Here is an 11958-nt window from a genome sequence, read left to right as displayed (position 1 = left end):
CCTTGATTGGCGAAAGCACGGGGTGCTCGCTTTCGCGGGGATGAGCGGATGCCGAAACCTATTCCTGCGCCGGCGCGTCCATCAGGCGGCGCGAAAGGTAGGTGTATTCCAGCGCGATGCGGCGGGCCGTTTCGCGCAGGTTGGCGCCGGCCGCGTGCCCGCCGTCGGTGTTCTCGTAGAACAGGACCGGATAGCCCAGTTCCTCCAGACGCGCCGCCGCCTTGCGGGCGTGGCCCGGGTGGACGCGGTCGTCCTTGGTCGAGGTGTGAATAAAGACTTCCGGGTAGGGCTGGCCCGCGCGCAGGTTCTGGTAGGGCGAGTATTCGCCGATCCAGGCGCGTTGTTCCGGGATGTCCGGGTCGCCGTATTCCGCCCGCCACGAGGCGCCCGCGAGCAGGCGGTGGAAGCGGAACATGTCGAACAGGGGCACCTGGATGACTGCCGCGTTGATCAGGTCCGGACGCTGGGTCAGCATAGCCCCCATGAACAGCCCGCCCTGCGATCCGCCCATGATGCCGAGCCGGGGCTGGGAGGTGATGTTGCGGGCCTCAAGGTCTAAAGCCACGGCCTGGAAGTCCTCGTGGGCGCGCTGGCGGTTCTGCTGCAGGGCCGCCTCGTGCCAGTTGGGGCCGAACTCGCCGCCGCCGCGGACATTGGCGACGACATAGACGCCGCCCCGCTCCAGCCACAGCTTGCCGACCGTGGGCGAATAGCCGGGCAGTTGCGACACCTGGAAGCCGCCGTAGCCGTAGAGCAGCGTCGGGTTGGACCCGTCGAGCGCCATATCGGTCTTATGCACCACGAAATAGGGGATCATCGTGCCGTCGGCCGAGCGGGCCTCGAATTGTTCCACAGTCATGCCCGAGGCGTCGAACTTGGCCGGGATCGACTTGACCTGGGCCATCTCGCCGGTGGCCGCGTCGACCAGCGACAGGGTCGAGGGGCTCAGGTAGCCGGCGACGCTGACGAAGATGCGATCGTCCTGTTTCGAGGCCGAGCCCAGACCGACGGTCGAGTTGGCGGGCAGGTCGAGACGGGTGCGCGACCATTCGCCGGACCGGTTCGGCGTATAGACATAGGCGGCGCCGCGCACGTTTTCGTACAGGGCGACGACCAGCTTGTTGCGGGTGGCGGTGACGGATTCGACCGACTCGCGCGCGCCCGGGCGGATGATCAGCCGGGCCGGCGCGGCCTGGTCGGCCAGCCAGGCGTCCAGGTTCCAGGCGACGACGTCACCGGTCTTGAAGGCCTGCCCGGACGGCGCGGTCCAGTCTTCCTTGACTGTCACGACCAGCTGGCCCTGGACCAGGGCGTCGATGTCGGACTTGGCCGGCAGTTGCAGCCGGGTCGTGGTCCCGTCCGCGTTCAGCAGATGGGTCTCGCTCTCGTAGAAGTTCACGCCGCGATTGATGATCACCGCCTGGATCACGCCATCCGCGTCGCGCAGCGTGCCTGCGCCGACCGAAACATCCGAGGGCTGGCCGGTGAAGAGGGTCTCGGCCTGTTCGATCGACTGGCCGCGCTTCAGCCGTTTGACGATCATCGGATAGCCAGAGGAGGTCATCGTGCCCGGACCGAAGTCGCGGGCGATCAACAGGGTGTCGGCATCGACCCAGGTGGCGCTGCCCTTGGATTCCGGCAGTTCGAAGCCGCCGTCGACGAAGGTGCGGCTCTCGGAGTCGAACTCGCGCACCACCACGGCGTCCTTGCCGCCGTCGGACAGGGAGATCAGGCACAGACGTTCTTGCGGCGGCAGGCAGGACGAGCCCTTGTAGACCCAGTTCTTGCCCTCGGCCGTCGACAGGGCGTCGAGGTCGAGGATCGTCTCCCACTGCGGTGCGTCGGTGCGATAGCTGGCGATCGTCGTGCGCCGCCAGATGCCGCGCACATGCGTCGCGTCCTGCCAGAAATTGTCGATGTGGCCGTCATGGGTGAAGCCCGGTGACGGGATGCGGTCGCGCGCCTGGACCAGGGCCAGGGCCTGTTCGTGCAGGCCTTCGTAGCGCGGATCGCCCTGGAGCACGCCGAGCGAGCGGGTGTTGTGGTCCTCGACCCAGGCCATGGCGCGGGCGCCGTCGACCTCTTCCAGCCAGAGATAGGGATCGGTCGCGTCGGTGGTGGCGAAGCCCCCCTCGACCAGCGGCGGGTTGGGCGGGGTGTGGGTCTGGGCCAGGGCGGAAGTTCCAAGAATGGAGGAGGCGAGGAGGGCGGCCGTGAGGCTCAGCGAACGACGCATGCGGGGGCGCTCCGAAATAAGGATGGCGCACCTTAGTCGCGAGGGGGCGGGCGGCAAGGCGGCGAACCTTACCGTTTTGTCACGTGGGACCGACCCTGGCGAATCAGACGGCGCCCTCGTCGGGTATGCAAAGAAGGTTGCCGCAGGCCTTGCAGTGGACGGCGTCAGGGTCATGGACCTGAAGGCCGCACTTCTCGCACGGATAGCGGACCTTGTGCGGCCGGAGCAGGGTCTGGCCCAGTCGCACGAACAGGGTGACGCCGACCAGCATGATGACGATCGACACGAGCCGCCCCCAGATGCCCGGCAGCAGGATATCGCCGTAGCCCGTGGTCGTCAGGCTGGTGACCGTGAAATACAGGGCGTCGACCCAGCCGCTGATGCCTTCATAGCGGCCCATGAAGCCGGTGTAGACGAAGCCCGTGGCGACGAAGACGAAGGTGACCAGGGCGACGACAGCCTTGGTGGTGTCCTCGACCCGGGTGTCATCGTATTTGCGGCCGACGGTGCGCCAGAAGAAGTCCGAGCTGACCAGGGTCCACAGCCGGATCACCCGCAGGAAGCCCAGGTTGAACAGCCAGGCCGGGAACAGCAGGGTCGCGAGAATGAACAGGTCGACCCAGACGATCGGCCGTTTCAGCCAGTCCCGGATGTCGGAGTAGGCGAGGGCCCGGGCCGCGAGGTCGGCGGCGAGCAGCGCCGCCACCACATAGTCGAGCACATAGAAGGCGGGGCCCGCCTGCTTCAGCAGCGGCGCGGCGATGAAGAAAGCGACGATGATCAGGTCGACGGTCAGGACCGCCAGCCGGAACCGGACAGCCGTGCGGGACGAGCCGTGATAGAGGGCGCGCAGTCGGGCGCGGATGCGAGTTCCGCTCCGCGGAAGCCGGTCGGTGGCTGTCATGCCATCCCTCTAGTCGCGCGATCGCCCGGTCGCCACGGTCCGGCAGGCCGGACCGTGGCGACCGGATCAGGCCTTGCCGATGGCCGCGGCGATCTGGTCGGTCGAATGGCCGGTCAGGTCCTTGGAGATCTCGCCCACGAGCCGCGAGGAGAGTTCCCTGTGCCAGTGCTTGCGCAGCTCGCCGAGCGTCTTGGGCGCCGCGATCACCAGAAGCTTGTCGAACTTGCCGCCCAAGGCCCATTTGTTGAGCACCTCGGCCACGCCCATGGCGAAACCGTCCTCGGCCTGGGTGTCGTTGTCCGGATTGGCCTCGCTGGAGCCGCGACCGGCCGAGCCCGAGGCCCGCTCCTCGATTTCCGGGTTCGACAGGGCGGTCAGGGCGACGTCGTTGTGGCCAGTGTTCTTGAACAGGGCCAGCTTCTCGCCGTCCACCACTGCCACCATCGCGCCATTGGGAAGATTCATTGGTAAGGCCTCGTCGTCCGTTTCAGAGAAGAGACTAACGAGTCGCGGCCGGGGGCGTTGCGTGACTGCGACCTTGGGGCCTTCGTCCGACGTGTCTATATGGCGTCCATGAGCGGCGCGCCCTCCAGACCCTTCGTCAAGATGAACGGCGCTGGCAACGACTTCGTCGTCGTTAATGCGCTGGACCGGCCCTTCACGCCGGGCCCCGACGCCGTGCGCGCGCTCGGCGATCGCAAGATCGGCGAGGGCTTCGACCAGCTGATCGCCATCGAGCCTTCGGACACGGCCGACGCCTTCATGCGGGTGTGGAACGCCGACGGCGGCACGGTCGAGACCTGCGGCAACGCCCTGCGCTGCGTCGCCTGGATGCTGATGCAGGCCAACGGCTCGGACGAGGTCACCATCGACACCCTGGGCGGGAAGACCGTGGCGAAGCGTGCAGGCAAGGGCGCGGATGGAGACCGGATCACCGTCGACATGGGTCCGCCCCGGCTGGACTGGCGCGACATCCCCCTGGCCGAGGAAATGGACACCCGCGGCATCGAGCTGCAGGTCGGGCCCATCGACGATCCGGTTGTGCATACGCCCGGCGCCGTCTCCATGGGCAACCCGCACGTCGTCTTCTTCACCGATCGGCTCGACGATGACTTCGTTGTGGGCGCGGGCTCCCTGATCGAGCACCACCCCCTGTTCCCGGAGGGAGTCAATGTCGGGTTCGCCAGCGTCCTGGCCCCCGACCGCATCCGCCTGAGGGTGTTCGAGCGCGGCGCCGGCCTGACCAGGGCCTGCGGCACCGGCGCCTGCGCGGCCCTGGTCGCCTGCGCGCGGCGCGGGCTGACGGGGAGGAAGGCCACGGTCGTCGTCGACGGCGGCGAACTGGTCATCGACTGGGATGAGGCCACCGGCCATGTCTTGATGACCGGCCCGGTGGAGGTCGAGCGCACGGGCGCCCTGGACCTCTGATCCTCGCCGCCCGGGCGTCGGCGGTTGTCCCGAGGGAAGGGCGCCGCTAGACCGGACGGGCCCAAACCGTCAGAGCCCCAAATGCCCGATCAGACCGACAAGCAGACCTTCTCCGACGAAGAAGCGCTCGATTTCCATCGTCTGCCGCACCCTGGCAAGATCTCCATGGCGCCGACCAAGCCCATGGCGACCCAGCGCGACCTGTCCCTGGCCTATTCGCCCGGCGTCGCCGTGCCGGTGCGCGCCATCGCCGAGGATCCGGACAAGGCCTACGACTACACCTCAAAGGGCAATCTGGTCGCCGTCATCTCGAACGGCACGGCCATCCTGGGCATGGGAAACCTCGGCCACCTGGCGTCCAAGCCGGTGATGGAGGGCAAGGCCGTCCTGTTCAAACGCTTCGCCGACGTCGACAGCTTCGACATCGAGGTGAAGGCCACCGATCCCGACGAGTTCATCACCGTCGTCAAGAACATCGGCGACAGCTGGGGCGGCATCAACCTGGAGGACATCAAGTCTCCGGAATGCTTCGTCATCGAGAGCGAGTTGCAGGACCTGCTGGACATTCCCGTCTTCCATGACGACCAGCACGGCACAGCGATCATCTCCACCGCCGGCCTGATCAACGCCTGCCACGTCACCGGGCGCAAGTTCGAGGACGTGAAGATGGTCCTGGTCGGCGCGGGCGCAGCCGGACTGTCGTCGCTGAGCCTGATGAAGTCGCTGGGCGTCAAGCCCGAGAACGCCACCGTCGTCGACCTGCACGGCGTTATCTATCGCGGTCGTACTGAGGGCATGGACCAGTGGAAGTCGGTGCACGCCATCGATACCGACAAACGGACCCTGGCCGAGGCCATGCGGGGAGCCGACGTCGTTCTGGGCCTGTCGGCCAAGGGCGCGATCACGCCCGAGATGGTCGCCTCCATGGCGCCGCGCCCGATCATCTTCGCCATGGCCAATCCGGATCCGGAGATCACTCCTGAAGAGGTGCTGGCCGTGCGCAAGGACGCCATCATCGCCACCGGCCGCTCGGACTATGTGAACCAGGTCAACAACGTCCTGGCCTTCCCCTATCTGTTCCGCGGCGCCCTGGACGTCCGGGCCAGACGCATCAATCACGAGATGAAGATCGCCTGCGCCCACGCCCTGGCCCAGCTGGCGCGCGAGGACGTGCCGGACGAGGTGGCCGTGGCCTATCGCGGTCGCAAGCTGAAGTTCGGCCCCGACTACATCATCCCGACGCCGTTCGATCCGCGCCTGATCTGGTACATCCCGCCCTTCGTCGCCCAGGCGGCGATGGACACCGGCGTCTCACGCGTCAGCATCGACGACATGGACGACTACCGCGCCCGGCTGCGCGGACGGGTCGACCCGTCCGCCGCCCTGATGCAGAAGATCTCGTCCGCCGTGCGCGCCGCGCCGAACAAGCGCGTGGTGTTCGCCGAGGGCGAGGAATCGACCGTCATCCGCGCCGCGTGGGCCTTCAAACAGGCCGAGCTGGGCACGCCGATCCTGATCGGGCGCGAGGATCTGGTCCGCAGGAACGCCGCCGAGGCGGGCCTCGACTTCGACGCCATGGGCATCGAGATCGTCAACGCCCGGGTGTCGGAGCGCAACGTCGAGTACACCGACTTCCTGTACGAAAAGCTGCAGCGGCGCGGTTACCTGCGCCGCGACGTGCAGCGCATGATCAACCAGGACCGCAACTATTTCGCTGCCGCCATGCTGGCGCGCGGCCAGGCGGACGCCATGGTCACGGGCACGACCCGCAACTTCAACATGGTGCTGAAGGAGGTCCGGCGCGTGCTGGACGTCGAGGGCGACAGCCTGATCGGCCTGTCGATCGTCCTGGCCAAGGGCCGCACCATCTTCGTCGCCGACACCTCGATCCACGAATTGCCCTCGGCCGAGGAACTGGCCGATATCGCCATCCAGGCCGCCGCGACGGTGAAAAAACTGGGTCGCATGCCGCGCGTGGCCTTCCTGAGCTATTCCACCTTCGGCAACCCGCCTGGAGAGCGCGGCGAGAAGGTGCGCGAGGCCATCCGCATCCTCGACAACAAGGGAGTCGACTTCGAATACGAGGGCGAGATGCCGCCGGAACTGGCGCTCGATCCGGACCTGCGGACCAACTATCCGTTCATGCGGTTGAGCCGCGAGGCCAATGTGCTTGTCATGCCGGCCCTGCATTCGGCCGCCATTTCGACCCAGCTGATTCAGGCCCTGGGCGGGGCGACCGTGATCGGTCCGCTGCTGGTCGGTCTGGAGAAGTCGGTGCAGATCGTCTCCCTCGGAGCCCAGGTCTCGGAGATCATCACCGCCGCCACCTTCGCCGCCTACGAGCAGGGCGTCAGCGTCGAGTTCGAACCCGAGGACGAGGACGCCACGCCGCACCCGAGCACCGCGGCCGAGCGGTCGATGACGGCGGTGCCGCCGACGGTCTGATCAGACCGTCAAGGCTCCGGTCCGGGCCAGCTTGCGGGCCTCGAACCCCAGCCGGACCCATTCGATCAGGACGAAGACGATGGCGATCACCCCCATCCAGGCGGCGATGACGAACATCGGCGCATAGCCCTGGGCATCGATGAGCTCACCGAGCGCGCCGCGCCCGAGCGTGCCGATGAGCAGGGCCAGAGAGATGAAGACGGCGAACTGGACCGCGCCGAAGGTCTTGTTTGACAAGGCCGACAGATAGGCCACGAAGGCGGCGCCCGCGAAGCCGCCGGCGATGTTCTCGCCCGCGATGGCCAGCATCAGACGTGACAGGGGCTCGCCCACGCCGATCGATCCGAACACGGAATAGAGACCGGTCGCCGACATGAAGGGCCCGATGCCGGGGGCGCCGAGCGCCAGGTCCATCATCAGGAGGTTGGTGGCTGCCGACAGGATGGCGCCGAGCAGCAGGCTCCACATCCGGCCGATGACCAGCAACGCCCAGCCGCTGAGCCCAATGCCGACGATGGTCATGATAACGCCGAAGGTCTTGGACGCCAGGGCGACCTCGGCGGCCGTGTGACCCAGAGCCCCGCCCGTGTCCCCCATGTAGAAGGGGAAGGCGAACGGACCCCAGACGCCGTCGGTGATGCGGTAGGTCAGGATCAGTCCCAGCACGATCACCGCGCCCCAGCCCAGACGGCCCATCAGCTCGACCAGCGGGGCCAGGATGGCGTCATAGAGAGTGTCGGCCAGCTTCGGCGCCGCCGTGGCCTCGGCGGCGGTCGCGGCGCGGCCCTTCCACACAATCAGGCCGGCGAGGGCGGCCGGCAGAACAACGGTGGCCCCGACGATCCAGGGGCCCCAGGAGCTGGTGAAGGTCCCGGCGCTCGGCGCCGGCGAGGTGGTCAGGGCGATAACCATGAAACGAACCAGCATAAAGGCGGCCCAGCCCCAGGCGGCCAGGGTGGCGACCAGCACGATCAGCCGCAGACGCGGCGACCCGCGCCGCTCGCGCGCAACCGCCGTCCGGGACGACGGGACGGGCTCGGGCGCGATCAGGGTGCCGATGATGCCAAGCCCCATCAGCAGGGCGGCGGTGATGAAGACGCCGGGCCAGCCGATGACCACGGACATCAGCAAAGACCCTGCGCCGCCGACGAGGGCGGCCGTGCGATAGCCCAGTTGATAGACGGTCGAGAGCAGGTCGATGGGCGTCTTCTCGTCTGCCACCTCGATCCGCCAGGCATCGATGACGATATCCTGGGTGGCGAAGGCGAAGGCTCCGAGCGCGGCGCCCAGGGCCAGCGGTCCGAGCACGCCCGCGCTCGGATGCGACAGGGCGACCAGACCCAGGGCAATGGCGATGATCACCTGAAGCACCAGCAGCCAGCTACGGCGGCGGCCGAGCCGCTTGCCGAGGCCGGGCGGCGTCCAGCTGACGGCCGGGGACCACAGGAAGCGGAAGGCGCCGAACAGGCCGATCCAGGAGAGGATGCCGATGGTGGCGACCGGGATCTTCTCCTCGGTCAGCCAGGCGTTCAGCGTGCCGATCAGCATGGCGAACGGCAGGCCGGCGGAGAAGCCCAGCAGCAGCATGGCCAGGGTGCGCCGTTCGCGGAAGGCGACCTTCAGAACGGCCAGCCCCTTGGGCTTCAGGTCGATCTCTGTCGGCGCAGTGGGGGGCGCGGCGGGAGCGGTCATGGAACGGAGCCTCTGTCTCGAAGGGGCTCCGATCTGATCGCCGGTTCGCCCTATGCGGCGGAGACCTTGGCGCGGATGTCGCCGCTCGTCCAGCGGGCCAGGGCGGCGCGCAGGGCCTCCATCTCCAGCGGCTTGACGAGGTGGTCGTTCATGCCCGCCGCGAGGCAGGCCTGACGGTCTTCGGCGAAGGCATTTGCGGTCAGGGCGACGATGGGGGTGCAGTCGCCGCCGGCTCGGATGGCCCGGGTCGCGGCCGGGCCGTCCATGCCGGGCATGCGCATGTCCATGAAGACGAGATCGTAGCGGGCCCGCTTCAGGGCGGCGAGGGCCTCGTCCCCCGTTGCGGCGGTTTCGACCACGCAACCCTCGCGGCGCAGAAGGGTGCGGGCGAGGAGAGCGCCGACCGGATTGTCCTCGACCAGCAGGATTCGGGTGCCGGCGAAACGGATGGGAACAACCCGGTCGTCCTCGGGCGGGAGGCCGCGCGGGACGCCGACGGTTTCTCCAGCCGTGGCGGCGGCCAGCACCCGTTCGACGAGCGAAGCGCGGCGCAGGGGTTTGATCAGATAGCCATGGAAACCGACCGACCGGTAGCGGGCGATCAACTCGCGTTCCGACGGCTTCAGCAGAATCACGCCGCGTCCGCCCTCGGGCAAGGCTGCCAGCGACAGGCCCGATACGGCAGTTTCGGCGTGGTCGACGAGGGTGACGGGCGCCACATCGCCGGCGGGCCAGACGGAGCCGCCCGACGCGGTGATCTGGGCCTCTGCGGCGGCGCGGACGAAGGCGTCAGGGGTGCGGACGGCGACCGCCCGATCGGTCAGGGGCCGGGCGCGGGGCGTGGCGCCCGGAGCGACGGCGAAGGCGGCCTCGAACACGAAGCGCGAGCCGTGAGCGGCCTTGCCGCCCGGCGCATCCTGGACCCGCACCACCCCGCCCATGGCCGTGGCCAGTTTCTGCACCACTGCGAGACCCAGACCGGCCCCGCCGTGGCGGGTGGCGTCGGAGGCATCGACGTGGCCGAACTCCTCGAAGATGCGGCCGCGGGCCTCGACCGGCACGCCGGGGCCGGTGTCGTCGATGATGAATGCCAGCCGCGGCCGATGATCGGAACCCCCGGCGCGTTCAACCGAGATACTGACGCCGCCGGCGTCGGTGAACTTCACCGCATTGCCCGCGAGATTGAACAGGACCTGACGCAGACGGCCCTGGTCGGCGAGGACATCGGGGGCGTCGGGCGAGACCGACCAGACAATCTCAAGCCCCTTGTCGTGGGCGCGGGGGCTGAGCAGTTCGGCGACGCCGCGCACCAGACCCTCCAGCTCGACGGGCGCGGGATCGAATTCCAGTTTCCCGGCCTCGAGCCGGGCGTAGTCGAGCAGGTCGTTGACGAGGCCCAGCAGGTGTTCGGCGGATTCGCGCGCGGCCTCGGCATAGGCGCGCTGGGCTCCGTCCAGCCGGGTGCGGGTCAGGAGGCCGATCATGCCGATGACGCCGTTCAGGGGCGTGCGCATCTCGTGGCTCATGAGCCGCAGGAAGGGATCGGCGCCGCCCGCGCGGATCGCCTGCCCGGTTTCGCCCGCCTGCTCCGTCTTCCGTCGCGCCATGCCGCTCTCCGTTTCGGGAGGATCATGCAGGATCAGGCGTTAAGGCCGCTTCAACTGCGTGCTGAAGGCTACCAGGCCGGGAGACTGGTCCGGGCGTCCTGCTGCCGTTCGAACTGGTCCTGGGCGCCGACCGTCGTGCGGCGATAGATCAGGGCCTCGGCGATGTGGCGGCGCAGCACCCCGGTCGACCCCTCCAGATCGGCGATAGTGCGGGCCAGACGCAGGGTCCGGGTCCAGCCGCGCGCCGTCAGTCCCCCGGCCTCCCCGGCCCGCATCAGCAGGGCGCGGCCCGCCTCATCCGGAGTGGCGAACCGTTCCAGCACATCGCCGGACGAACGGGCGTTCAGCGCCTGAAGCGGGTCGAGGCCAGCCTCGCTCACCCGCTCTTCCTGCATGGCGCGGGCGACGGCGACACGGGCGGCAGCTTCGGCCGTGCCCTCGGCCGGGCTCGGCAGGGCCATGTCGGCGGCCGTGACGGGCGGGGTCTCCACCGTCAGGTCGATGCGGTCGAACATCGGGCCCGAGATGCGGTTCTGATAGTCGCGCTGGCAGCGCGGGGCCTTGCCGCACGCCCCCTTGCCCGCCCCGCCGACGCCGCAGCGGCAGGGGTTCATCGCCGCGACCAGCTGGAATCGCGCCGGATAGCGCACATGGGCGTTGGCCCGCGCCACCACGATCTCGCCCGTTTCCAGCGGCGCCCGCAGACTGTCGAGCGCCTGGGCCGAATATTCGGGCAGTTCGTCCAGGAACAGGACGCCGTTGTGCGCCAGGGACGCCTCGCCCGGCTTGGCGCGCAACCCCCCGCCGGTCAGGGCGGCCATGGAGGCGGAATGGTGGGGCGAACGGAACGGCCGGTCGCGCGTCAGGGCGCCCCGCTCGATCAGTCCGGCGACGGACCAGACCATGGAGGTCTCCAGCAGTTCCTGCGGCGTCAGCGGCGGCAGCAGGCCGGGCAAACGCTGGGCCATCATCGACTTGCCCGAGCCCGGCGGGCCCACGAACAGGATGTTGTGCCCCCCGGCAGCGGCCACCTCCAGCGCCCGCTTGGCGCTCTCCTGTCCCTTGACGTCGCGCAGGTCGGCGGCGCTCGCGCCGATCTTCACCGGCCCCGGCTCCGGCGGGCGCAGCACGGTCGTACCCTTGAAGTGATTGATCAGGCCGATCAGCGACCGCGGCGCGAGGAGTCGGACGTCGCCGGCCCAGGCCGCCTCGGGCCCATTCGCCTCGGGACAGATCAGGCCGAGCCCCATGGCGGCGACCGCGACGGCGGCGGGCAGGGTTCCGCCCACCGGCTGGATGCGGCCGTCCAGCCCCAGTTCGCCCAGCGCCGCCCAGCCCTCCAGAGCGTCCGGCTGGATCACCCCCAGGGCGGCGAGCAGGGCCAGGGCTATGGGCAGGTCGAAATGGCTGCCCTCCTTGGGCAGGTCGGCGGGGGCCAGGTTGGCGATTATCCGCTTGGCCGGCAGGGCCAGGCCGATGCCGGCGAAGGCGCCGCGCACCCGCTCCCGGCTCTCGGCCACGGCCTTGTCGGGCAGACCGACGATCGAGAAAATGGTCGGGCCGTCGTTGCCGACCAGCTGCACCTCGACAGCGACGCGCCGCGCCTCGACCCCCTCGAACGCCACCGTCGCGATACTGGCCAGCAT

The 11958-nt window shown here is 68.9% G+C and carries 8 protein-coding genes; 2 read left to right on the top strand and 6 right to left on the bottom strand.

Annotated elements, in window-relative coordinates:
* Positions 1–58: 58 nt before the first annotated feature.
* The 3 genes from ACP7A5_RS10210 to ACP7A5_RS10200 all read right to left on the bottom strand — a co-directional run bounded on the left by ACP7A5_RS10210 (position 59) and on the right by ACP7A5_RS10200 (position 3605).
* Positions 59–2236: a prolyl oligopeptidase family serine peptidase gene (locus tag ACP7A5_RS10210; RefSeq protein ID WP_426041823.1), complete on the bottom strand. Its 2178-nt coding sequence runs from the start codon at positions 2234–2236 to the stop codon at positions 59–61.
* Positions 2237–2339: 103 nt separating this feature from the next.
* Entirely contained in the window at positions 2340–3140 is an 801-nt protein-coding gene (locus ACP7A5_RS10205; RefSeq protein WP_426041822.1) for a potassium channel family protein, read from the bottom strand.
* A gap of 66 nt (positions 3141–3206) precedes the next feature.
* Positions 3207–3605 (bottom strand): host attachment family protein, encoded by a 399-nt coding sequence (locus tag ACP7A5_RS10200; RefSeq protein ID WP_426041821.1) that lies wholly within the window; start codon positions 3603–3605, stop codon positions 3207–3209.
* Between the two features lie 99 nt (positions 3606–3704).
* Here ACP7A5_RS10200 and dapF point away from each other — a divergent pair, with 99 nt between their 5' ends.
* Positions 3705–4568: a diaminopimelate epimerase gene (gene dapF, locus ACP7A5_RS10195; RefSeq protein ID WP_426041820.1), complete on the top strand. Its 864-nt coding sequence runs from the start codon at positions 3705–3707 to the stop codon at positions 4566–4568.
* A gap of 81 nt (positions 4569–4649) precedes the next feature.
* Positions 4650–7013: an NADP-dependent malic enzyme gene (locus ACP7A5_RS10190; protein ID WP_426041819.1), complete on the top strand. Its 2364-nt coding sequence runs from the start codon at positions 4650–4652 to the stop codon at positions 7011–7013.
* Here ACP7A5_RS10190 and ACP7A5_RS10185 read toward each other — a convergent pair whose 3' ends face one another.
* The 3 genes from ACP7A5_RS10185 to ACP7A5_RS10175 form a co-directional block, all read right to left on the bottom strand.
* On the bottom strand, positions 7014–8705 hold the full coding sequence (locus ACP7A5_RS10185; protein ID WP_426041818.1) for an AmpG family muropeptide MFS transporter: 1692 nt from the start codon (positions 8703–8705) through the stop codon (positions 7014–7016).
* Positions 8706–8755: 50 nt separating this feature from the next.
* On the bottom strand, positions 8756–10312 hold the full coding sequence (locus tag ACP7A5_RS10180; protein WP_426041817.1) for a response regulator: 1557 nt from the start codon (positions 10310–10312) through the stop codon (positions 8756–8758).
* A 68-nt stretch (positions 10313–10380) separates the two neighbouring features.
* Positions 10381–11958, bottom strand: coding sequence for a YifB family Mg chelatase-like AAA ATPase (locus ACP7A5_RS10175; RefSeq protein WP_426041816.1), 1578 nt, complete (start codon positions 11956–11958; stop codon positions 10381–10383).

It is taken from the genome of Brevundimonas sp. TWP2-3-4b1 (assembly GCF_049897665.1).
GTDB classification, from domain to species: domain Bacteria; phylum Pseudomonadota; class Alphaproteobacteria; order Caulobacterales; family Caulobacteraceae; genus Brevundimonas; species Brevundimonas subvibrioides_B.
This window is presented reverse-complemented; position numbering and strand designations above follow the sequence as displayed.

What these genes read in the sequence shown, in the direction of transcription:
- ACP7A5_RS10210 (WP_426041823.1), bottom strand. Translation starts at nt 2,236, where the DNA reads ATGCGTCGTTCGCTGAGCCTCACGGCCGCCCTCCTCGCCTCCTCCATT.
- ACP7A5_RS10205 (WP_426041822.1), bottom strand. Translation starts at nt 3,140, where the DNA reads ATGACAGCCACCGACCGGCTTCCGCGGAGCGGAACTCGCATCCGCGCC.
- ACP7A5_RS10200 (WP_426041821.1), bottom strand. Translation starts at nt 3,605, where the DNA reads ATGAATCTTCCCAATGGCGCGATGGTGGCAGTGGTGGACGGCGAGAAG.
- dapF (WP_426041820.1), top strand. Translation starts at nt 3,705, where the DNA reads ATGGCGTCCATGAGCGGCGCGCCCTCCAGACCCTTCGTCAAGATGAAC.
- ACP7A5_RS10190 (WP_426041819.1), top strand. Translation starts at nt 4,650, where the DNA reads ATGCCCGATCAGACCGACAAGCAGACCTTCTCCGACGAAGAAGCGCTC.
- ACP7A5_RS10185 (WP_426041818.1), bottom strand. Translation starts at nt 8,705, where the DNA reads ATGACCGCTCCCGCCGCGCCCCCCACTGCGCCGACAGAGATCGACCTG.
- ACP7A5_RS10180 (WP_426041817.1), bottom strand. Translation starts at nt 10,312, where the DNA reads ATGGCGCGACGGAAGACGGAGCAGGCGGGCGAAACCGGGCAGGCGATC.
- ACP7A5_RS10175 (WP_426041816.1), bottom strand. Translation starts at nt 11,958, where the DNA reads ATGCTGGCCAGTATCGCGACGGTGGCGTTCGAGGGGGTCGAGGCGCGG.